The 21601-nt window shown below is 68.1% G+C and carries 15 protein-coding genes; 6 read left to right on the forward strand and 9 right to left on the reverse strand.

The annotated features are described in order from the left end of the window. Positions 1 to 43: 43 nt before the first annotated feature. From CDO81_RS02240 to cyoA, 7 genes are read right to left on the reverse strand one after another with little or no spacing between them, the layout of a single operon-like run. Positions 44 to 607, reverse strand: coding sequence for a response regulator transcription factor (locus CDO81_RS02240; RefSeq protein ID WP_088481514.1), 564 nt, complete (start codon positions 605 to 607; stop codon positions 44 to 46). Continuing rightward, a complete protein-coding gene (locus CDO81_RS02245; RefSeq protein WP_088481515.1) occupies positions 591 to 1934 on the reverse strand; it encodes an ATP-binding protein in 1344 nt (447 codons plus the stop codon). Before CDO81_RS02245 ends, CDO81_RS02240 begins: the two co-directional genes overlap by 17 nt. Further along, complete coding sequence (locus CDO81_RS02250) at positions 1931 to 2638, reverse strand: SURF1 family protein (RefSeq protein WP_088481516.1); 708 nt, start codon at positions 2636 to 2638, stop codon at positions 1931 to 1933. Before CDO81_RS02250 ends, CDO81_RS02245 begins: the two co-directional genes overlap by 4 nt. Before the next feature lie 37 nt (positions 2639 to 2675). Further along, complete coding sequence (gene cyoD / locus CDO81_RS02255) at positions 2676 to 3068, reverse strand: cytochrome o ubiquinol oxidase subunit IV (RefSeq protein ID WP_088481517.1); 393 nt, start codon at positions 3066 to 3068, stop codon at positions 2676 to 2678. Further along, positions 3068 to 3691: a cytochrome o ubiquinol oxidase subunit III gene (cyoC, locus tag CDO81_RS02260; protein ID WP_088481518.1), complete on the reverse strand. Its 624-nt coding sequence runs from the start codon at positions 3689 to 3691 to the stop codon at positions 3068 to 3070. The genes cyoD and cyoC overlap by 1 nt, the downstream gene beginning before the upstream one ends. 17 nt (positions 3692 to 3708) lie before the next feature. Further along, complete coding sequence (gene cyoB / locus CDO81_RS02265; protein ID WP_088481519.1) at positions 3709 to 5721, reverse strand: cytochrome o ubiquinol oxidase subunit I; 2013 nt, start codon at positions 5719 to 5721, stop codon at positions 3709 to 3711. A 9-nt stretch (positions 5722 to 5730) separates the two neighbouring features. Beyond that, the gene (cyoA, locus tag CDO81_RS02270) at positions 5731 to 6720 is read right to left on the reverse strand and encodes a ubiquinol oxidase subunit II (RefSeq protein ID WP_241516881.1); all 990 of its coding nucleotides are present in this window, start codon (positions 6718 to 6720) and stop codon (positions 5731 to 5733) included. Between the two features lie 193 nt (positions 6721 to 6913). Between cyoA and CDO81_RS02275 the strand changes: the two genes are divergently transcribed. Both CDO81_RS02275 and CDO81_RS02280 read left to right on the forward strand, forming a co-directional pair. After that, the gene (locus CDO81_RS02275; protein WP_088481521.1) at positions 6914 to 8248 is read left to right on the forward strand and encodes an MFS transporter; all 1335 of its coding nucleotides are present in this window, start codon (positions 6914 to 6916) and stop codon (positions 8246 to 8248) included. A gap of 70 nt (positions 8249 to 8318) precedes the next feature. After that, positions 8319 to 8993 carry a glutathione S-transferase family protein gene (locus tag CDO81_RS02280; RefSeq protein WP_088481522.1) on the forward strand — a complete coding sequence of 225 codons (675 nt, stop codon included), beginning with the start codon at positions 8319 to 8321 and terminating at the stop codon, positions 8991 to 8993. Here the strand turns inward: CDO81_RS02280 and purL are convergent. Continuing rightward, the gene (gene purL / locus CDO81_RS02285) at positions 8990 to 12952 is read right to left on the reverse strand and encodes a phosphoribosylformylglycinamidine synthase (protein WP_088481523.1); all 3963 of its coding nucleotides are present in this window, start codon (positions 12950 to 12952) and stop codon (positions 8990 to 8992) included. The two genes, CDO81_RS02280 and purL, sit on opposite strands and share 4 nt — an antisense overlap. 245 nt (positions 12953 to 13197) lie before the next feature. Between purL and CDO81_RS02290 the strand changes: the two genes are divergently transcribed. Genes CDO81_RS02290 through CDO81_RS02300 form a run of 3 tightly spaced genes read left to right on the forward strand, consistent with a single transcriptional unit; the run spans position 13198 to position 17368 of the window. Then, positions 13198 to 13695 (forward strand): gluconokinase, encoded by a 498-nt coding sequence (locus CDO81_RS02290; protein ID WP_241516816.1) that lies wholly within the window; start codon positions 13198 to 13200, stop codon positions 13693 to 13695. Then, complete coding sequence (locus CDO81_RS02295) at positions 13680 to 15041, forward strand: MFS transporter (RefSeq protein WP_088481525.1); 1362 nt, start codon at positions 13680 to 13682, stop codon at positions 15039 to 15041. Before CDO81_RS02290 ends, CDO81_RS02295 begins: the two co-directional genes overlap by 16 nt. Next, positions 15038 to 17368 carry a GH36-type glycosyl hydrolase domain-containing protein gene (locus tag CDO81_RS02300; protein ID WP_088481526.1) on the forward strand — a complete coding sequence of 777 codons (2331 nt, stop codon included), beginning with the start codon at positions 15038 to 15040 and terminating at the stop codon, positions 17366 to 17368. Before CDO81_RS02295 ends, CDO81_RS02300 begins: the two co-directional genes overlap by 4 nt. On the opposite strand, the gene gntR is transcribed toward CDO81_RS02300, so the two are convergent. Beyond that, complete coding sequence (gene gntR, locus CDO81_RS02305) at positions 17360 to 18406, reverse strand: HTH-type transcriptional regulator GntR (protein WP_088481527.1); 1047 nt, start codon at positions 18404 to 18406, stop codon at positions 17360 to 17362. The two genes, CDO81_RS02300 and gntR, sit on opposite strands and share 9 nt — an antisense overlap. A 206-nt stretch (positions 18407 to 18612) precedes the next feature. Between gntR and CDO81_RS02310 the strand changes: the two genes are divergently transcribed. Then, complete coding sequence (locus CDO81_RS02310) at positions 18613 to 21573, forward strand: TonB-dependent receptor plug domain-containing protein (RefSeq protein ID WP_088481528.1); 2961 nt, start codon at positions 18613 to 18615, stop codon at positions 21571 to 21573. Positions 21574 to 21601 lie beyond the last annotated feature (28 nt).

Here is a 21601-nt window from a genome sequence, read left to right on the forward strand (position 1 = left end):
CGCGCAGTGTAGCGAGGCCGGGCGCCCTGCCCCGCAAGCCGGTCTACTTGATGCGCTGCTTCTCGAGCTTGCGTGCGAGCGTGCGCCGGTGCATGCCCAGCCGACGTGCGGTCTCGCTGATGTTGAAGCCCGTCTCCGCCAGCACCTCGTGGATGCGCTCCCACTCCAGTGTCTTGATGGACGCTGTCTGGCGCTCGGTGACCTCGACCTCGGCATCACCCTGCCGGCGCGCGAAAGCGGCCTCGATGTCGTCGGTATTGGCCGGCTTGGCGAGGTAGTGGCAGGCGCCGAGCTTGATGGCCTCCACCGCGGTCGCGATGCTGGCATAGCCCGTCAGCACGACGATGAGGACCTCCGGGTCCCAGGCATGCAGGGCCTGCACGCAGGCCAGGCCCGAGGCGCCGCCGGCGAGCTTGAGGTCCACCACGGCATGACCGAGTTCCTCGTCCTCGGGCAGGCCATCGAGCAGGGCCTTCATGTCGTCCAGCCCCGTGGCTCGCATGACGCGCCAGCCCCGGCGCTCGAAGGAGCGGCTCAAGGTGCGGGCAAAGCTGTCGTCGTCCTCGACGATCAGCAGGAAACGGTCAACGTCAGCGGTGTTGGGCATCTGGGCGGGATTGTCGCGGCAGCAGCGATGCCAGCGGCAGCGTCAGGGCCACTGCTGCCCCGCCGTCGGCCCGGTTGGCTGCCTGCAGCCGGCCGCCCAGCGTGCGGGCCACGTTGACGCTCAGGAAGAGGCCCATGCCACGCCCCGGCTGGCCCTTGCTGCTCTGGTAGGGCTCGCCGAAGTGGGCCAGCATCTCGTCGCTGAAACCGGGGCCGCGGTCGAGCACGGCCAGTTCCAGCGTGTCTTCATCCGGGCATTGGGCCTGCAGCACCAGCGGCAGCCCCGGCGCGGCTTCGGCGGCGTTGTCCAGCAGGTTGCCGATGACCTGCTGCAGCGCGGTGTCGGAAATGATCTCCAGGGCTGGCAGGCCGTTGGCGTGCAGGGCCAGCTCGACCTGCGGATGGCTGCGGCGCCAGTCGGCGGCCAGGCGCTCGACGAAGGCGCCCAGGTGCGTGAGCCCTGGCGCCTCGCCACGCATCTCGCCGGCCGACATCAGGATGCCGGTGACGATGGCCTTGCAGCGCATGATCTGGCGCTGCATCTCCTCGATCTCCTCGCGCAGCTCGGGCTCCGCCGCGAAGGGTGCCATGTGGGCCCAGTCGCCCAGGATGACGCTCAGCGTTGCCAGCGGCGTGCCGAGTTCATGCGCCGCACCGCTGGCCAGCAGGCCCATGCGCACGATGTGCACCTCTTCGGCAGCCCGCTGGCGCAGTGCCGCGAGCTCGGCATCGCGCTGACGCAGGTTGCGGTTGATGCGCACGATGAACACGCTCACCAGCCCGACATTGAGCAAGAAGCACAGCAGCACACCGCCCAGGTAGTTGGGTGACAACGTCGTGGGCGACGAGGGGTCCAGCAGCAGCGGCCGGTGCCACTGCATCAGCAAGACAAAGCCCGAGACCGCGCAGCAGATCACCGCCAGCAGGTACACCGGCCGCAGCAGCACCGAGGCCACCGCCACCTGCAGCAGGTAGAGGTAGATGAAGGGGTTGTCGCTGCCGCCCGCGAGGTAGAGCTGGCCGGTCAGCACACCCACGTCCACCAGCAGCCCCACGCACAACTCGATCTGCGAGACCGGCTGCGACAGCTGCGCCCGCCAGTGGCTGAACAGGTTGAAGGCCGCCAGGATGCCCAGCAGACTCAGCATCTCGGCCCAGGGCAGCTGGATGCCGAGGCCATGGTGCACGACCACCACCGTGGCGAGCTGCCCGCCCACTGCGAGCCAGCGCAACTCGATGAGCTGCCGCAAATTGGCCCGCCCAGCGCGGCGCTCCGGCGCTACGGCGACGGCTTCGGTGACGGGAGCGGGCGAAGTGATGGCGTTCAAGTCGGCAGACGCCGGCGCTCTTCGCGGACGAGATACACCGCCGCAGCGGCCGCCATGGCCGCCAGCGCCAGCCAGGTGATGGCATAGACGGCGTGATTGTTGGCGAAGTTGAGCACCGTCAGGCCCGGACGAGGCCAGCGCTGCGGCTGAGCCGGGTCGGCTACCTCGTCGACGAAAAACGGCGCCAGCGGGCCCGCCACGCCGAGTTGGGCCGCCATGCCGGCCACATCTCGGGAGTACCACCGGCCTTGTGCCGGATCGTTGTGGCGCAGTGGCCCACCGCCGGGTTCGGTCAGGCGCAACAGGCCGACAACCTCGATCGGGCCGGCTGGTGCCGCATGCTGCTCGGGGTCACGCCGCTCGGGCGGCACGAAGCCGCGGTTGACCAGCACGGTGCGGCCGTCGTCCAGGCGCAGCGGCGCCATCACCCAGTGACCGCCGCCCAGCACCGTCGTGGCCTGCACCAGCACCTCGCCGGGGGCGAACTCACCGCGCAGGCGCAGGCGCCGGTACTCGTCGTCCTTGCCCACCGAGGCAGCCTGCGGTGGCGGGGGCACGGGCTCGGCCTGCACCTGGCGCTCGACGCGAGCGATCAGGTCACGCTTCCAGGCCAGCCGCTCCACCTGCCAGACCGCCAGCGCCACGAAGCCGACGCTGGCCAGGGCCGTGCTGACGATGAGAGCGATGCGCGCGCTGCGGTTCATGGCGAGGGCCGGCCATGGCGCGACCCCCTCATCAGGTTCAGGGCATATTCCGCATGGCGGCGGGGTCGGGCGTGGGCATCATGTTGGTGTTCATGTGGTACATGACCCAGACCGAGCCGGCCATCATGATGATGATGAGCGCGCCGGTGAACAGCAGCGCCAGCATCGACCAGCCGCCCTCGACCTTGCCGTTCATGTGCAGGAAGTACACCATGTGCACGACCATCTGCACGGCGGCGAAGCCCAGGATGACGAAGCCCGTGATCTTGGGTGACGGCAGCACCTTGGCCATCACCAGCCAGAACGGGATGGCGGTCAGGATGACCGACAGGATGAAGCCGGTCGCGTAGCCCTTGTAGCTGACGTGAAAGTCCTGCTCGCCGTCGAAGTGGTCATCGTCGTGATGACCGTCGTGGTGTTGGGCTGCCATCACATGGACCCCATCAGGTAGACGAAGGTGAAGACGCCGATCCACACGACGTCCAGGAAGTGCCAGAACATCGACAGGCACATCAGGCGCCGGCGGTTCGGGGCGGTCAGGCCGTGCTTGTTCACCTGGAACATCAGCGTGACCAGCCAGATGCAGCCGAACGTGACGTGCAGGCCGTGGGTGCCGACGAGAGTGAAGAAGCTCGACAGGAAGGCGCTGCGGCCCGGGCCCGCACCCTCATGGATGAGGTGGTGGAACTCGTAGATCTCGATGCACAGGAACCCCAAGCCCAGCAGGCCGGTGACGGCCAGCCAGCCCAGCACCTGCGCCTTGCGGCGGGCCTGCATGCCGATCATCGCGAAGCCGTAGGTGATGGACGAGAACAGCAGCAGGGCGGTGTTGATGGCCACCAGCTGGAGGTCGAAGAGGTCCGCCCCCGACGGGCCGGCCGCATAGTTGCGGCCGAGCACGGCGTACACGGCGAACAGCACCGCAAAGATGAGGCAGTCGCTCATCAGGTACAGCCAGAAGCCCAGCATGGTGCTGTTGGGCGGGTGGTAGGCGCCGCCGCGGTCGTAGTAGACCGGCGCGCCGTTCAGGTGGGTGGCAACGGTTGCAGTCATGTCAGCGGTGCTCCAGGTCAGGCGGCCGAACCGGCGGCGGCGAGTGCGCGGGTGCGCTCGTCCTCGGTGCGGGTCACCACATCGGCCTGGATGTGATAGTCGCGGCTGTAGTTGAAGGTGTGCACGATGGAGGCGACGACCGTCGCCACCAGACCGACGGCGGCCAAGATGTACATGTGCCAGACCAGCGCGAAGCCCATGGCCGTGGCGAGCATGGCGATGATGATGCCGGCGCCCGTGTTCTTGGGCATGTGGATGGCAACGAAGCCGTTCGTCGGGCGCTCCACGCCGCGCTGCTTCATGTCGTACCAGGCGTCCATCTCGTGGGCGATGGGCGTGAAGGCGAAGTTGTAGTCCGGCGGCGGCGACGAGGTCGACCACTCGAGCGTGCGACCTCCCCAGATGTCACCGGTGGTATCGCGCAGTTCCTTGCGGCGCCAGATGCTGACGGCGATCTGCACCAGGAAGGCACCGATGCCCAGGGCCACGATGCCTGCACCCACGGCGGCCACGATGAAATAGGGCTGTAGGGTCGGGTCATCGAAGTGGCTGACGCGGCGGGTCACGCCCATCAGGCCCAGCACGTACAGCGGCGCGAAGGCGACCCAGAAGCCGATGAACCAGCACCAGAACGAGACCTTGCCCCAGAAGGCGTCCAGGCGGAAGCCGAAGGCCTTCGGGAACCAGTAGTTGATGCCGGCAAACACGCCGAACACCACGCCGCCGATGATGACGTTGTGGAAGTGGGCGATCAGGAAGAGGCTGTTGTGCAGCACGAAGTCAGCCGCCGGCACGGCCAGCAGCACGCCGGTCATGCCGCCAATGACGAAGGTGACCATGAAGCCCACGGTCCACAACATCGGCACTTCGAACTTGATGCGGCCACGGTACATGGTGAACAGCCAGTTGAAGATCTTGGCACCCGTCGGGATCGAGATGATCATCGTCGTGATGCCGAAGAAGCTGTTCACGCTGGCGCCCGAGCCCATCGTGAAGAAGTGGTGCAGCCACACGAGGTAGGACAGGATGGTGATGACGACCGTGGCGTAGACCATGGACGCATAGCCAAACAGCTTCTTGCGGCTGAAGGTGGACACCACCTCCGAGAAGATGCCGAACACCGGCAGCACCAGGATGTAGACCTCGGGGTGGCCCCAGATCCAGATCAGGTTCACGTAGAGCATGGCGTTGCCGCCAAGGTCATTCGTGAAGAAGTTGGTACCCAGATAGCGGTCCGCCGTCAGCAGCGCCAGCGTGGCGGCCAGCACCGGGAAGGTCGCGACGATCAGCACGTTGGTGCACAGCGACGTCCAGGTGAAGACGGGCATCTTCATCAGGGTCATGCCGGGCGCGCGCATCTTGATGATGGTCGCGATCAGGTTGATGCCTGAGAGCGTGGTGCCCACCCCCGCGATCTGCAGCGCCCAGAGGTAGTAGTCCACCCCCACGTCCGGGCTCGCCAGGATGCCCGACAGCGGCGGGTAGGCCAGCCAGCCGGTCTTGGCGAACTCACCGACGAACAGCGAGATCATGATCAGGATGGCGCCACCTGCGGTCATCCAGAAACTGAAGTTGTTCAAGAAGGGGAACGCCACGTCGCGCGCCCCGATCTGCAGCGGCACGACATAGTTCATGAACCCGGTCACGAACGGCATCGCGACGAAGAAGATCATGATCACGCCGTGGGCCGTGAAGATCTGGTCGTAGTGGTGCGGCGGCAGGAAGCCGGGGTTGTCACCGAAGGCCATGGCCTGGTGGGCCCGCATCATGATGGCGTCGGCAAAGCCGCGCAGCAGCATCACCACACCGAGCACGATGTACATGATGCCGATCTTCTTGTGGTCGATGCTGGTCAGCCAGTCGCGCCACAGCATGCCCCACAGGCGGTATTTGGTGAGCAGGGCCAGCACGGCTGTGCCGCCGAGCGCCACCGCGGCGAAGGTGCCGAGCAGGATGGGCTCGTGCAGCGGGATCGCCCCGAGCGTCAGCTTGCCCAGCAGGGGATGGAGTTCGTCAGGATAGGAAATCATCGGACAGGCTCAGTTGGGCTGCGCTTCGTACGGCAGTGCCTCCAGGGGCAGGCCCTGCAGGTTGGTCGGCGTGCAGAGCGCGGCCACGACGGTGCGTTCGCGACGCTCGCCGTTCAGGTCGCGCCAAGGGCTGCGCATCGTGGCCGCCACGCCGCCCTTGCCGGCGCCGCCGGCGGCGTCAATCGCCATCATCTGGCTCGCGCACATCTTGCGGCCGTCCACGCAGCGGTCGACGATGGCGCTCCACAGCCCGGCTTCCACCGTGGCGAAGCGCTGCACCGGCTCCTTGGTGCTGGGCATCTCCAGCTTCATGTAGGCCTGGCGGTCCAGAGACGCGCCGGCGGCCTTGTTGCTCTGCACCCACTGCGCGAAGTCGGCGTCCGTCAGGCCATGGAACTTGAAGCGCATGTCGGAGAAGCCGGCGCCGCTGTAGTGGGCGGACATCCCGTCGTACACGCCGGCCTTGTTGATGACGGCGTTCAGTTCCGTCTGCATGCCCGGCATGGTGTAGATCATGCCGGCCAGCGCCGGGATGTAGAAGGTATTCATCACCGTCGTCGAAGTCAGCTTGAAGCGGATCGGGCGATCCACCGGCGCCGCCAGCTCGTTCACGGTCGCGATGCCCTGTTCGGGGTAGATGAAGAGCCACTTCCAATCCATGGAGACGGCGTACACCTCCAGGGGCTTAACGTCGGCCGGCAGCGGCTTGTCTTCGGCGATGCGGTCCAGCGGGCGGAAGGGGTCGAGCTTGTGGGTGCTGATCCAGGTGATCGCGCCCAGCGCAATGATGATCAGCAGCGGCGCCCCCCAGATGACCAGCTCCAGGCGGGTGGAATGGTCCCAATCCGGCGCGTAGGTCGCCTCGGTGTTGGACTGCCGGTAGCGGTAGGCGAAGTACAGGGTCAGGAAGATGACCGGCACGATGATCAGCAGCATCAGCAGCGTCGACGTGACGATCAGGTTGGCCTGCTGCTGGGCGATGTCGCCGTGGGGCTTCATCACGACCGCGTTGCAGCCGCTCAATGCGACGCCGGCTGACAAGACCAGGCCGCGAGTAAGGAGAGACTTGTTGGGGTACATCCTGAGTGGCGCGCGAGGGTTAACGATCTTGCGTGCAGCGATGGAATGTAAGTTGATTGAGCCAAATCAACGATTGGACATTTTGTCCTAGTGACCGACGGAGACAGCCGCCATGGCCAGTGCAAGCAGTACCTTCCAAACGCCCCAATCCGGCCCCCTGACCACCCGCACGGACGAGGAACTGGCCCCTGGCGACATCGCCGTCGGTGTGGTCATCGGTCGGGCGTCCGAATACTTCGACTTCTTCGTTTTCGGCATCGCGGCGGTGCTGGTATTTCCGCACGTCTTCTTCCCTTTCGTCGACACGCTGACGGGCACCCTCTACGCCTTCCTGGTCTTTGCGCTGGCCTTCCTGGTGCGGCCCATCGGCACGCTCATCGGCATGGAGATCCAGCGCCGCTTCGGGCGCTCGGCCAAGCTCACGGCCGCCCTCTTCCTGCTGGGCTGCTCCACGGTGGGCATGGGCCTGCTCCCGAGCTACGCGGACGCCGGCAACACCGCCATCGTGCTGCTGGCCCTGTGCCGCGTGGGCCAGGGCCTGGCCCTCGGCGGCTCCTGGGACGGCCTGCCCTCGCTGCTGGCGCTGAATGCGCCGCCGCATCAGCGCGGCTGGTACGCGATGCTGGGCCAACTCGGTGCGCCGCTGGGCTTCTTCGTGGCGTCGGGCGTGTTCCTGTATGTCTACAGCAGCCTGAACGCCAAGGATTTCCTGTCCTGGGGTTGGCGCTTCCCGTTCTTCACCGCCTTCGCGATCAACGTCGTGGCCCTGTTTGCCCGGCTGCGCCTGGTGGTGACGCACGAGTACGAAAAGCGCATGGAAGAGCATGAGCTCGACCCGGCCCACCTGCACGAGTTGCTGCCCGCCCAGGGCCACCACATCGTCATCGGCGCCTTTGCCGCGCTGGCCAGCTACGCCCTCTTCCACCTGGTCACGGTCTTCCCGCTGTCGTGGGTGAACCTCTTCGCCGAAGACCGCGGCGTGGCCGACTTCATGAAGATGGAGCTGCTCGGCGCCGCCTTTGCCGCCGCGGCGATGCCCATGTCGGGCCTCATCGCCGACAAGATCGGCCGGCGCAGCTTCCTGGGCGCGCTGGCGGTCGCCATCGGCGTGTTCGCGCTGTTCGCGCCCTTCATGCTGGGCGGCGGCAAGCCGGGCCAGGGCGCCTTCATCCTGGTGGGCTTCGTGCTGCTGGGCCTGTCCTACGGCCAGGCGGCGGGGTCGGTCACGTCCAACTTCCTGCCGCACTTCCGCTACACCGGCGCCGCCTTGACGGCCGACATGGCCTGGCTGCTGGGCGCGGCCTTCGCGCCGGTGGTCGTGCTCTACCTGAGCTCGCGCTTCGGCCTGGGCTCGGTGAGCGTCTACCTGCTGTCGGGCGTGCTGTGCACCCTCGTGGCCCTGCGCATCAACAAGAAGCTGCGCGCGGCAGCCGTCGTGCAGGACTGAACCCCGCCCGTCACACCGCAAGGGCAGGCGACGGCCTGCCCTTTTTCTTGCGCCCAACGCCCGAACCGACATGGCCCTGACCCTGCACTACCACCCGCTCTCCTCCCATTGCTGGAAGCTGCTCATCGCGCTGGCCGAGCTGGGCACGCCGTATGAGGCGCAGATGGTGAACCTGGGTGACCCGGCCGCCCGCACGGCTTTCGCGGGCCTGTGGCCCACCGCCAAGATTCCGCTGCTGGTGGACGGCGACCGGGTCGTGCCGGAGACGGCCATCCAGATGGAATACCTCGACCATCACCACCCCGGCACCACCCGGCTGCTGCCGGCCGACTTCGACCGCCAGCTGCAGGTGCGCCTGTGGGACCGCTTGTTCGACCAGTATGTGATGGACCCCATGCAGCGCTACATCGGCCAAATGCTGCGCTCCGCCGAGACCCGCGACGCCCTGGCCCTGGCCGCCCACGAGCAGGCGCTGGGCCAGGCCTACGACCTGATCGAGGGCCGTCGCAGCGACGCCACCTGGGCCACCGGCGAGAGCTTCACGATGGCCGACTGCAGCGCCGCCCCGGCGTTGTTCTACGCGAGCGTCATCCGGCCTTTTTCAGCCACCCATCCGCGGCTGGCGGCCTACTACGAACGGCTGCTGGCGCGGCCGTCCGTCTGGGCCGCCATCGTGCAGGCCCGGCCGTGGTTTCAGTACTACCCGCTGCGCGAGCGACTGGACGCCCGCTTCCTGAGCGACTAACCCAGCGCCTTGCGCGCGTTCTGGAACATGCGCAGCCAGGGGCTGTGCTGGCTGCGGTCGCCCGACGTCCAGCTCATCTGCACATTGCGGAACACCCGCTCCGGGTGCGGCATCAGCGCCGTGAAGCGGCCGTCTGCCGTGGTGACCGAGGTCAGGCCGCCCGGGCTGCCGTTGGGGTTGAAGGGGTAGGCCTCTGTGGGCTGGCCGTGGTGGTCGACGAAACGCATCGCCGGAATCACGCGGGCGGCATCGCCCTGGCGCGCGAAGTTGGCAAAGCCCTCACCGTGCGCCACTGCGATCGGCAGGCGGCTGCCGGCCATGCCCTGGAAGAAGACGCTGGGCGACTCCAGCACCTCCACCAGCGACAGCCGGGCCTCGAACTGCTCGCTCTGGTTGCGCGTGAAGCGCGGCCAGGCGTCGGCACCCGGGATGATCGGGGCGAGGGCCGCCAGCATCTGGCAGCCGTTGCAAACGCCCAGGGCCAGGGTGTCGGGCCGCGCGAAGAAGGCGCGGAACTGCTCGGCCAGCACCGGGTTGAACATGATGGAGCGCGCCCAGCCCTCACCGGCACCCAGCGTGTCGCCGTAGCTGAAGCCGCCGCAGGCCACGAACGCGGCAAAGCCATCGAGCTTGACCGCACCCGACTGCAGGTCGCTCATGTGCACGTCAAAGCTCTCGAAGCCGCCCAGGGCCATCGCGTAGGCCATCTCGACATGCGAGTTCACGCCCTGCTCGCGCAGGATGGCGACCCGGGGACGCGCGCCGGTGATGACGGCGGGGGCTTCCGGCGTGAAGGTCAGGTGCACATGCAGCCCTGGGTCGGACGCCTGGCCGGCGGCCGCATGCTCGGCCTCGGCGCAGGCCGGGTTGTCGCGCAGCATGGCGATGCGGCCGCTGACCTCGTCCCAAGCCTGCTGCAGGGCGGTCAGGTCGGCGCCGAACACCTTCTTGGCATCGCGCCAGACTTCCATCTGGCGATTGCCGTTGGGCTTGGCCACCACGTGCGCATGGCGCGACAGGCCATGGGCACGCAGCACCTGCATGACCGCATCACGGTCGGCAGCGCGCACCTGGATGAGCGCACCCAGTTCTTCGGCAAACAGCGCGCGCAGCGTCAGCTCCTCGCGCCGGCCGCTCACCTGGGCGGCCCAGTTCTTGGAGTCGCCGGTATCGGCTCGGCTGTCGGTGATGCCGTCGCCCTCGGTGACGAGCAGGTCCACATTCAGGCTCAGGCCGGTCTGTCCGGCAAAGGCCATCTCGCAGGCCGCGGCCCACAGGCCGCCGTCGGATCGGTCGTGGTAGGCCAGCAGCTTGCCGGCGGCACGCAGCTCGTTGATGGCGTTGACCAGGGCCACGAGTTGCTGCGGGTCGTCGAGGTCGGGCACCTCGTTGCCGAACTGGTTGAGCGTCTGCGCCAGGATGGACCCGGCCAGGCGGTGCTTGCCCTGGCCGAGGTCGACCAGGATCAGGCAGGAGTCTTCTCGCTGCCACTGCGGCGTCAGCGTGCCGCGCACGTCGGCAATGCTCGCAAAGGCGCTGACGATCAGCGACACCGGCGCGGTGACCTGCTGGTCATCCCATTTGGTGCGCATCGACAGGGAATCCTTGCCCACCGGGATGGACACACCCAGCGCCGGGCAGAGTTCCATGCCCACGGCCTTGACGGTGTCGAAGAGCGCCGCGTCTTCGCCGGGCTCACCGCAGGCGGCCATCCAGTTGGCGCTGAGCTTCACGCGCGACAGTTCAAACGGCGCCGCCAGCAGGTTGGTGATGGCCTCAGCCACGGCCATGCGGCCCGAGGCGGGCGCGTTGACGGCTGCCAGCGGCGTGCGCTCGCCCATGCTCATGGCCTCGCCCGCGAAGCCGCTGAAGTCGGCCAGCGTGACCGCGCAGTCCGCCACCGGCACCTGCCAGGGGCCGACCATCTGGTCGCGATGGTTCAGGCCGCCCACGGTGCGGTCGCCGATGGTCACGAGGAAACGCTTGCTGGCCACCGTCGGGTGACGCAGCACGTCGAATGCCGCCTTCTCCAGGCTCACGCCCGTCAGGTCCAGCGCGCCGCCATCGCGTGCCACGCGGGTCACGTCACGCTGCATCTTGGGCGGCTTGCCCAGCAGCACGTCCATCGGCATGTCGATCGGATGGTCGTCGCCGGCCAGCTCGTCGACGAGCTGCAGCTGGCGCTCTTCGGTCGCGACGCCGATCACGGCAAATGGGCAGCGCTCCCGCTCGCACAAGGCCTTGAACAGGTCCAGGCTCTGCGGCGCGATGGCCAGCACGTAGCGCTCCTGGCTCTCGTTGCACCAGATTTCCTTGGGCGCCAGGCCGCTCTCTTCCAACGGCACCTTGCGCAGGTCAAAGCGCGCACCGCGGCCGGCGTCGTTCACCAGCTCCGGGAAGGCATTGGAGATGCCGCCCGCGCCCACGTCGTGGATGGCCAGCACCGGGTTCTCGGCGCCCAGGCCCCAGCAATGGTTGATGACTTCCTGCGCACGGCGCTCGATCTCGGGGTTGCCGCGCTGGACCGAGTCGAAGTCCAGGTCGGCCGTGTTGGTGCCCGCCGCCATCGACGAGGCGGCGCCGCCGCCCATGCCGATGCGCATGCCCGGGCCGCCGAGCTGGATCAGCAGCGTGCCGGCGGGAAACTCGATCTTGCGGGTCTGGTCGGCACGGATGGTGCCCAGGCCGCCGGCGATCATGATGGGCTTGTGATAGCCGCGGCGCACGCCGGCCACGGTCTGCTCGAACACCCGGAAGTAGCCCGCCAGGTTGGGCCGGCCGAACTCGTTGTTGAAGGCGGCACCGCCCAGCGGGCCGTCGATCATGATCTGCAGCGCCGACGCGATGTGCGCCGGCTTGCCCACGGGATGCTGCTCCCAGGGCTCGCTCAAGCCCGGCAGGTGCAGGTTGGACACCGAGAAGCCAGTCAGGCCCGCCTTGGGCTTGGAGCCGCGGCCGGTGGCGCCTTCGTCGCGGATCTCGCCGCCCGCGCCGGTCGAGGCGCCCGGGTGGGGCGAGATGGCCGTGGGATGGTTGTGCGTCTCCACCTTCATCAGCACCTGGGCCTGCTCAGGGCGCGCCACATAGGCCGAGCCCGGCCGCGGTGCGGGCATCCAGCGCTCGATCGCGTGGCCTTCCATGATGGCCGCGTTGTCCGAGTAGGCCACCACGGTGTGCTGAGGGTTGAGCTTTTCGGTGTTGCGGATCATGCCGAACAGCGACAGCGGCTGCGCTTCGCCGTCGACCGTGAAGGTCGCATTGAAGATCTTGTGCCGGCAATGCTCGCTGTTGGCCTGGGCGAACATCATCAGCTCGACGTCGCTCGGGTTGCGGCCCAGCTTCTTGAAGTTGGTGTCGAGGTAATCAATCTCGTCGCCGGAGAGCGCCAGGCCGAACTCGACATTGGCCTTCTCCAACGCCGCGCGGCCCTGGCCGAGCACGTCGACATGGGCCAGCGGCTCGGCCGTGCGCTCGTCGAAAAGGTGCGCGGTGTCGTCGCGGCTGAAGCACACCGACTCGGTCATGCGGTCATGCAGCAGGGCGGCACACGCCTGCAGTTCCTCGGTCGTCAGCGGCTTGGCACCGCCCAGCAGGCCCGACTTGGTGGCGATGCGGTACTCGACCACCCGCTCCACGCGCTTGAGCGTGAAGCCACAGTTGCGGGCGATGTCGGTCGCCTTGGACGCCCAGGGGCTGACGGTGCCAAAGCGCGGCGTGACGACGACGAGATCGCCCTTGGCCTCGGCCGCGGCGGGCTCGCCGTAGGTCAGCAGCGCGGCGAAGCGCTCGCGAGTGGCGGCCTCCAGAGGCGCATCGGTCCAGACCCAGTGCACCGCACGGGCCGTGATGCCGGTGATGCGGTCGCTGACCCCCTGCAGCCCGGCCAGCAAGGCCTTGGCGCGAAAGTCGGAAAGGGCGTTGCCGCCCTCGAAAGCGGTCAGGTGCGGGGTCTGGGCCATGGAGTCCGAAGGGAAGCTGGGCGCGAGTCGAAGCTCGCGGTTCTCGGGAAGGCGCCGCCCTGAGAAGACGGGACGACGTGCGGCGCCCGGGATTCTACTGAGGCCCCCGTGCGCGCCTCGGCAAGCCACGCGCGCACACCCGCAGCGCCCAGCGCATCCACGGGGAAGTACGGAGCAGGCGGCTCAGGCGAGCAGGTAGGATAGCGCTATCCAAAACGTCGATCTTCTCGCGCCAGCCCCGTCCAATGCCCCCTTCGCCTCCTTCCCTCGTCGTCATGGGCGTTGCCGGCAGCGGCAAATCGACTCTCGCCGCCCTGCTGGCCACGCACCTGCAGCGCCCCTGGCTGGAAGGCGATGCCTTCCATACCGAGGCCAGCCGCCGCAAGATGGCGCAGGGTGAACCGCTCACCGACGGCGACCGGGCCAGCTGGCTCGCCAGCCTCTGCGACCGCCTCCGCCTGGAAGCCGGCGTCATCCTGACCTGCTCGGCGCTCAAGCGCAGCTACCGCGAGCAACTGCGCGCTGCAGCGCCGGGCCTGCGTTTCGCTTTCCTGGACATCGACAAGGCCGAGGCCGACCGGCGGGTGCGCACCCGCGGTGGCCACTTCTTTTCAGCCAGCCTGATCGACAGCCAGTTCGACACCCTCGAACCACCACGGGATGAGCCCGGCGTGCTGCGCCTGGACGCGCTGCGCCCGCTTTCCGCCCTGCAGGCCGAGGTGGCCGAATGGCTGGCGGCGTGAGCGGGCGGCTGACCCGCCGCGAGGTCGTCGGCTACGGCCTGGGGGACATGGGGTTCAACTTCTACTGGACCAACATCTCCACCTTCCTGCTGATCTTCTACACCGACGTGTTCGGCATCAGCGCCGCGGCCGCCGCGTCCATGCTCTTCGTGGTGAAGATCTTCAATGCCTTCACCGACCCGCTGATCGGCGCCGCCGCCGACCGCACCCGCACACGCTGGGGCAAGTTCCGGCCGTTCCTCCTGTTCGGCCCGCTTCCGCTGGCGGCCGTGGGGGTGCTGGCTTTCTGCACGCCCGATCTCGGGCCGAGCGGCAAGCTGATCTGGGCCTGCGGCACCTACCTGCTGCTGATGACGACCTACACCAGCGTCAACCTGCCCTACAGCGCCCTGTCGGGCGTGCTGTCGGGCGATGCCCGCGAACGCAATGCCATCAATGCGTCGCGATTCGTGGCGGGCTTTGCCGGCGGCACCGTGGTCACTGCGGCCTCGCCGCGGCTGGTGCAATGGCTCGGCGGCGGCGACCCGACGCTCGGCTGGCCGCTCACCATGCTGTTCTGGGGGCTGGCCGCGGCCGTGATCTTCGCGATCAGCTTCAGCACCACCACCGAGCGCGTGCAGCCACCGCAGGCACAGCCGGCCAGCATCTGGCAGGACCTGGCCGACCTGCGCAGCAACCGGCCGTGGATCCTGCTCTTCTTCCTGGCGCTCATCATCATGGGCAGCATCACGCTGCGCATGACCAGCACGGCCTACTACTTCAAGTACGTCGTGAACCGGCCCGAGCTGCTCGCCAGCTTCATGCCGGCGTATCTGCTGGCGGCCGCCGCGGGCACGGCGCTGACACCGCTGCTGACCCGCTTCATCGACAAGCGCAAGCTCATGATCGGCCTGATGCTCGCCTCCACGCTGCTGTCCGGCGCCTTTCTGCTGGTGCCGAGCGACAACATCACGATGATGTACGCGCTGCAGATCGGCCTGGGCCTGGCACTCGGGCCGAAGTCGCCGCTGTCGTTCGCCATGCTGGCCGACAGCGCCGACTACAACGAATGGCGCCACGGCCGCCGCGCCACGGGCATGACCTTCGCGGCAAGCTCGTTTGCCCAGAAGCTGGGCACCGCGCTGGCCGTGGCCGTCATCGGCGCGATCTTCTCGGCGCTGGGCTATGTGCCCAACGCGGCCCAGTCGGCCGACTCACAGGCCGGCATCGTCTGGCTGATGTCGGTCATCCCGGCCGCGTTCACCTTGATGGCGGCAGGCCTCATGGTGTTCTACACCCTCGACAACCCCACCATGGCGCGCATCCAGGCTGACCTCGCAGCACGCAAGCGTCCACCCTCCCCATGATCGAACACCACGACAACGGCGCGCGCTGCGAGCTGACCAGCCCCACCGCCCTGCCCCTGGCCGGCGGCTTTCTGTGGAACCGCCGCATGATGATCCAGGTGACCTGCCGCGGCTATGCCACCGCCCAGTTCATGCAGCCCGAACCCGCCAAGTACGCGCATGCGCCGAACCTGGAGGCCAAGACCTTCATGCAGCCGGAGCAGGCCTACTACGCCCACCATCCCGGTCGCTTCGTCTACGTGAAGGACGAGGACACGGGCGCCCTCTTCTCGGCCCCCTACGAGCCGGTCCGCGCGCCGCTGGAGCACTTTCGCTTCACGGTCGAACGCGACGCGCTGGGCTGGACGGTCGAGCACCTGGGCCTGCGCGTGCAAATGCGCCTGAGCCTGCCCACCGACGACGTGGTGGAACTGTGGACGGTGCAGGTCAGCAACCTCTCGGGCCGCCCGCGGCGCATCAGCGTCGTGCCCTATTTCCCGTTCGGCTACATGTCGTGGATGAACCAGTCCGCCGAATGGCGGGCTGACCTCGGCGGCATCGTCGCCAGCAGCGTGACGCCCTACCAAAAGGTGGCCGACTACTTCAAAAATCAGCATCTCAAGGACAAGACCTTCCTGCTGTGCGAGCGCCCGCCCGATGCCTGGGAGGCCGGCCAGGCGGCCTTCGAAGGCGAAGGTGGCCTGCATGCCCCGAGCGCACTGCAGTCCGACCAACTGGCCGGTGGCGATGCACGGTACGAGACGCCGGCCGCCTGCGTGCAGTACCGCCTCGCGCTGGCGGACGGCGAGAGCCAGACCTACCGCTTCCTGTTCGGCCCGGCGCTGGACGATGCCGAGATCGCCCAGCGGCGCGAGCGCTACCTCAGCGAGGCCGGCTTCGCGAAGGCGCGTGCCGACTACACCGCCTACGTGAACAGCGGCCGGGGCTGCCTGCGCATCAGCTCGCCCGACCCCGACTTCGACCGCTTCGTGAACCATTGGCTGCCGCGCCAGGTCTTCTATCACGGCGATGTGAACCGCCTGAGCACCGACCCGCAGACGCGCAACTACCTGCAGGACAACCTGGGCATGGCGTTCATCCGGCCCGCGGCGACCCGCAGCGCGCTGCTGCATGCCCTCAGCCAGCAGGCGGACAGCGGCGCCATGCCCGACGGCATCCTGCTCGTGGAAGGCGCCGAGTTGAAGTACATCAACCAGGTGCCGCACACCGACCACTGCGTCTGGCTGCCGCTGTGCCTGCAGGCCTACCTGGCCGAGACCGGCGACTTCGGGCTGCTGGACGAGGCCGTCAACGGCCGCACCGTGGCGGAACGCCTGGACGCCGCCATGGCCTGGCTGCACCAGGACCGCGATGCCCGCGGCCTGAGCTACATCGCGCAGGGCGACTGGTGCGACCCGATGAACATGGTGGGCTACCAGGGCCGGGGTGTGTCCGGCTGGCTGACGGTGGCGGCCGCCTACGCCATGAAGCTGTGGGCGAGCCTGTGCACCGATGCCGGCCGGATCGATGCCGCGGCCCGCTGGCTGCGGGCAAGCGACGAACTCAACCTGGCGGCCAACCAGCACTTGTGGGACGGCGACTGGTTCGCGCGTGGCATCACCGATGCCGGGGTCGTGTTTGGCGTCAAGGCCGACACCGAGGGCTGCCTCTACCTGAACCCGCAGACCTGGGCGATGCTGTCCGGCGCAGCGAGCGCCGTGCAGCGCGAGCGCCTGCTCGCCGCCATCGATGCCCAACTCGAAACGCCCCACGGTGTGGCCATGTTCAACCCGCCGTACTCGCGCATGCGCGACGACGTCGGCCGGGTCACGCAGAAGCACCCCGGGTCAGCGGAGAACGGCGCCGTCTACAACCACGCTGCTGCGTTCTATGTGCATGCGCTTTACGAGATCGGCGATGCCGACCGGGCCTTCAGCGCCTTGCGCCGCATGATCCCGGGGCCGGATGACGCGGACCTCAGGCAGCGCGGCCAGTTGCCGGTGTTCATCCCGAACTACTACCGCGGTGCCCACCAGCAGTTCCCGCGCACGGCGGGCCGATCCAGCCAGCTGTTCAACACCGGCACCGCCGCCTGGGCCTACCGCAGCATCATCGAAGGCCTGTGCGGCTTGAAGGGCTGCGCCGAAGGCCTGCGGGTGCAGCCGCAACTGCCCTCAGGCTGGCGGGATTTCAGCGCGGAGCGCGAGTTCCGCGGCGCCCGCTTCGTGATGCGCGTAAAGCGCACCGGTCAGGCCCGCGTGACCCTGGACGACCGCCCCCTGCCCGATGGCCTCGTACGAGACATCGAACCGGGGCGGCACTACCGGCTGGACGTCGAGCTAGCTTGAGGCGCGCTTGACGACCTGGAAACCCAGGTCGAGATGCGGCGTCTCCACCGGCTGGCCGCGCATGAGCTGCATCAGCATCTGCGCGGCCTGGCGCCCGATCTCGCGCCGGGGCGTGGCCACCGTCGTCAAGGGCGGCACCATCTGGTCGCTGCCCGGCAGGTCGTTGAAGCCGGCCACCGCCACGCGAGCCGGCACCGCCACGCCCAGCCGCAAGGCGGCCAGCAACGCGCCCTGGGCCAGGTCGTCGTTGCAGAAGAAGATCGCGTCCGTCTGTGGCGCCTCGCGCAGCACGCGCTCCAACAGGGCTCCGCCCAGGGCCATGGACGAGGGCTCGGCGCTCAGCACCTGGTTCACCCGATCCCCCAGCCCGGCCGCCTGCAACTCCGCCACATAACCCTCGCCCCGCTGCATCGTGCGGGGGTCCAGCTGCGCGGCGACATAGGCGATATGGCGCCGCCCCGTGTCGAGCAGGTGCCGCGTGATCGCCCGGCCCGCGTCTTTCTGCGAGAAACCCACGCTGTAGGCGCCGGCGCCCTCGCCCACTTCCATCAGGCGCACGCAGGGCACGGCGCTGCCCTCGATCATGGCCTCCGCCGCGGGGCTGCGGTCACTGCCGGTGACGATGAGTCCGGCCGGGCGATGGGCCAGGAAACTGCGCAGGACGGCCTCTTCTTCGGCCGCGTCATAGTGGGTCACACCGATCAGCGTCTGGTAACCCGCTGGAACCAGGCTGGTCTGCACGGCATCCAGCAACTCGACGAACAAGGTGTTGCTGAGCTTGGGAATGAGCACCGCGACATGCGAGCTGCGGCTGGACGCCAGGGCCCGGGCCGCGGGGTCGGGCACGTAGCCCAGGGCGGCCGCAGCGGCCTGCACGCGCTCCACCAGCTCCGGCGCCACCGCCCGTTCGCCGCGCAGGGCCCGGGACACGGTGATGGGGCTCACGCCGGCCGCCTCGGCCACATCGGCCAGCGTGACGCGGCCGGTGGCCCGGGTGCGGCGCGTCGGCACGGCGGGGTCGGACTTGGAAGACGGCATGGCTAGAGAGTATCCCCCATACCCGCTCGGGACTCGGGCACTTAGGATAGCGCAATCCCAAAAGGAAACCGGCTGTACCGCTGCCGGTTCCGAAGGGGGCCGCAGCTGCGCCATGACCTCCGGCGTAGCCCCCGGCCTCCCTTTTTTTCACCAAGCAGGATAGCGCTATCCAACCCAACAACAACCCGGACGCACAGGAGACAACGATGCGCCAGCCCTCCCCCCGCCGCTTGATCCATCTCGCCGCCCTCACCGCCTGCTCGAGCCTCGCCCTCGGCGCGCAGGCGCAAGGCCAGTCCCAACCGGCCGAGCCAGCCCCGCCTGCCGCAGAGGCCGCCTCCGCGCCCGCGGGCAACGTGCTGAGCCCCGTTGTGGTGTCGGGCTCGCGCATCCAGTCCCGCGGCTTCACGCAGCCCACGCCCACGACCCGCCTGGTGGCCGCCGATCTGGACAAGACCGCCAAGCCCAACCTCTTCAATGCCATCGCCGAACTGCCGGCCCTGCAAGGCAGCACCGGCCGCACCACCAGCACCAACAGCACGAGCAGCGGCATCCAGGGCCTGAGTTCACTCAGCCTGCGCGGCCTCGGGCCGATCCGCACCTTGACCCTGCTGGACGGCCAGCGCGTGGTCGGCGCCAATGTGACCGGGGTGACGGACGTGAGCCAGTTCCCGCAGTTGCTCGTGCAGCAGGTGGATGTGGTGACGGGCGGCGCGTCGGCCTCCTACGGCTCGGACGCCGTCGGCGGCGTGGTGAACTTCATCACCGACAAGCGCTTCACCGGCTTCAAGGCCAACATCGAGGGCGGCCAGACGAACTACGGCGACGACGAGAACGCCACCCTGCAGGCCGCCTGGGGGCGTGGCTTCATGGCTGGCCGTGCGCACCTGACGGCCAGCGTCGAGTACAGCCGCGAGCGCGGCGTGCCGTCGCCCCGCTTTGGCGGTGCCGGCGCCAACGGCCGCACCTGGTTCAAGAACCCGGCTTTCCAGGTGCGCCCCATCAGCCAGACGGGCGACGGCAAGCCGCAATACACCTTCATCGAGAACGCGCAGCAGTTCCAGTACTCGAAGTACGGGCTCATCACGAACGGGCCGCTCCAGGGCACTGCCTTCGGCAAGGACGGCGTGCCGTACACCTTCCAGTACGGCTCCAACGGCGTACCGACCGGGACCGGGGCCGTCACCGGTTGCGTGACGCCCTTTTGCGTGGGAGGCGACCTGAGCGGCACGGTCGGCGGTGGCACCACGCTGGGCATGAACATGACGCGCCAGGTGGCCTACACCCGCGGCAGCTTCGAACTCAACGACGACCACGAGGTCTTCTTCAGCCTGAACTACGGCAAGGTGGACTCGCGCTTCACGCCCAACCCGGGCGCGGCCAAGAACGGCAACCTCACCATCCAGTGCAGCAACCCGTTCCTGCCGGCCTCCATCGTGGCGGCCTGCGCTGCCAACAACATCACCAGCTTCGCGTACGGCGTGGCCAACGCCATCTTCCCCAAGGACATCGAGGTCAATCCGGTACGCACCCAGCTCCGCGCCGTGGTGGGTGCCAATGGGCGCTTCAGCGCGCTGGGCAAGGACTGGACCTACGACGGCTACGCCGCCCACGGCCAGAACACCATCGACCTGCGCGTGGCCAACATGACGCTGAACGCGCGCTACAACGCCGCCATCGATGCGGTGCGAGGCCCGAACAACACCATCGTCTGCCGCAATGCCGCGGCAGCCGCCTCAGGCTGCGTGCCGTTGAACATCATCGGCGACGTGCCCATCGACCCTGCAGCCTGGGCCTACATCGCACCCGCCAACGGCCCGTTCCAGCATTCACGCCAGCGGCAATCAGTGGCCGGCATCAACGTCAATGGCGAGCCCTTCTCGCTGTGGGCAGGCCCGGTGGCCGTGGCCGTCGGTGCCGAAGCCCGGCGCGAGCAGTATTACGTGCTGGCCGACCCTTACGGCAACGGCGTGACGGCGGACAGCCCCAACTCGGCCGCCTATCCGGCCGACCCGCTGCTCAACACCAGCGTCGGCAACAACTGGTACGCCGGCAACTACCACAACGCCCGTGGCGCCTACCACGTGAAGGAAGCCTACCTCGAACTGAACGCGCCGATGTTCAAGTCAAGCCAGTTCGGTGAAGGCAGCCTCAACCTCGCAGCGCGGCACACGAACTACAGCACCTCCGGCAACATCGACAGCTGGAAGCTCGGCGGCCTCTGGAAAACCGGGCTCGATGGCCTGCGCCTGCGCGCGGTCACCTCCAAGGACGTGCGCGCCCCCAACCTCAGCGAGCTCTACGCGGCGCCCGTGGTCATCAACAACACGGTCAACTACCAAGGCACGACCCTGACCGTGCAGCAGCGCACCATCGGCAACACGCAGTTGCGCCCCGAGACCGGCCGCAACACCACCTTCGGCCTGGTGCTGGCCCAGCCGAAATGGGCACCGGGCTTCAGCGCCTCCATCGACTACTTCGACATCAAGGTCAACGACGTGATCTCGTCGCTGAACGCGCAGCAGCTGGTCGACCTCTGCGTGGCCGGCAACCAGGAGGTCTGCGCCGCGATGGATCTGGTCAGCCCCACCAAGTACGTGACGGTGCAGGCCTTCAACCTCGCCTCGATGCGCAACAAGGGCTTCGACCTGGAGGCGGTCTACCGCTTCGGCCTCGCCGGCCTCGGCCTCCCCGGCAACATGACCTTGCGCGGGCTGGCGACGAACACGCGCAGCTTCAAGACCAACTCCGGCGTCGTGGGCACCATCCCGACCGAGGCGGCCGGGGTGAACCTGGGCAACACGCCCAAATGGAAAGGCCAGTTCTCGCAGTCCTGGGAGACCGACACCGCAAGCCTGACGCTGTCACAGCGCTGGATCAGTGACGGGGTCTACAGCAACGAGTTCATCGAATGCCAGACCAACTGCCCTGTCTCGACGCTCACGCACCCGACCATCCTGAACAACCAGATGAAGGGCGCGCTGTACTGGGACATCGGCGGCTCGTACAGGGTCTCCAAGCAGGTGACGGTCTACTTCAAGGTCGACAACCTGACCAATGTCGACCCCGTGGCCGCACCGCAGACCGGTACCGGCTATGGGATCAACCCGTTCCTGTATGACGTGCTCGGGCGCCAGTACCGCGTCGGCGCCCGACTGGCGTTCTAGCGGCGAGCCGCTCAGCCTCGCCCGCGTG

It is taken from the genome of Roseateles puraquae, from assembly GCF_002205845.1.
Lineage (GTDB): Bacteria > Pseudomonadota > Gammaproteobacteria > Burkholderiales > Burkholderiaceae_C > Pelomonas > Pelomonas puraquae.

What these genes read in the sequence shown, in the direction of transcription:
- CDO81_RS02240 (WP_088481514.1), bottom strand. Translation starts at nt 607, where the DNA reads ATGCCCAACACCGCTGACGTTGACCGTTTCCTGCTGATCGTCGAGGAC.
- CDO81_RS02250 (WP_088481516.1), bottom strand. Translation starts at nt 2,638, where the DNA reads ATGAACCGCAGCGCGCGCATCGCTCTCATCGTCAGCACGGCCCTGGCC.
- cyoD (WP_088481517.1), bottom strand. Translation starts at nt 3,068, where the DNA reads ATGGCAGCCCAACACCACGACGGTCATCACGACGATGACCACTTCGAC.
- cyoC (WP_088481518.1), bottom strand. Translation starts at nt 3,691, where the DNA reads ATGACTGCAACCGTTGCCACCCACCTGAACGGCGCGCCGGTCTACTAC.
- cyoB (WP_088481519.1), bottom strand. Translation starts at nt 5,721, where the DNA reads ATGATTTCCTATCCTGACGAACTCCATCCCCTGCTGGGCAAGCTGACG.
- cyoA (WP_241516881.1), bottom strand. Translation starts at nt 6,720, where the DNA reads ATGAAGCCCCACGGCGACATCGCCCAGCAGCAGGCCAACCTGATCGTC.
- CDO81_RS02275 (WP_088481521.1), top strand. Translation starts at nt 6,914, where the DNA reads ATGGCCAGTGCAAGCAGTACCTTCCAAACGCCCCAATCCGGCCCCCTG.
- CDO81_RS02280 (WP_088481522.1), top strand. Translation starts at nt 8,319, where the DNA reads ATGGCCCTGACCCTGCACTACCACCCGCTCTCCTCCCATTGCTGGAAG.
- purL (WP_088481523.1), bottom strand. Translation starts at nt 12,952, where the DNA reads ATGGCCCAGACCCCGCACCTGACCGCTTTCGAGGGCGGCAACGCCCTT.
- CDO81_RS02290 (WP_241516816.1), top strand. Translation starts at nt 13,198, where the DNA reads ATGCCCCCTTCGCCTCCTTCCCTCGTCGTCATGGGCGTTGCCGGCAGC.
- CDO81_RS02295 (WP_088481525.1), top strand. Translation starts at nt 13,680, where the DNA reads ATGGCTGGCGGCGTGAGCGGGCGGCTGACCCGCCGCGAGGTCGTCGGC.
- CDO81_RS02300 (WP_088481526.1), top strand. Translation starts at nt 15,038, where the DNA reads ATGATCGAACACCACGACAACGGCGCGCGCTGCGAGCTGACCAGCCCC.
- gntR (WP_088481527.1), bottom strand. Translation starts at nt 18,406, where the DNA reads ATGCCGTCTTCCAAGTCCGACCCCGCCGTGCCGACGCGCCGCACCCGG.
- CDO81_RS02310 (WP_088481528.1), top strand. Translation starts at nt 18,613, where the DNA reads ATGCGCCAGCCCTCCCCCCGCCGCTTGATCCATCTCGCCGCCCTCACC.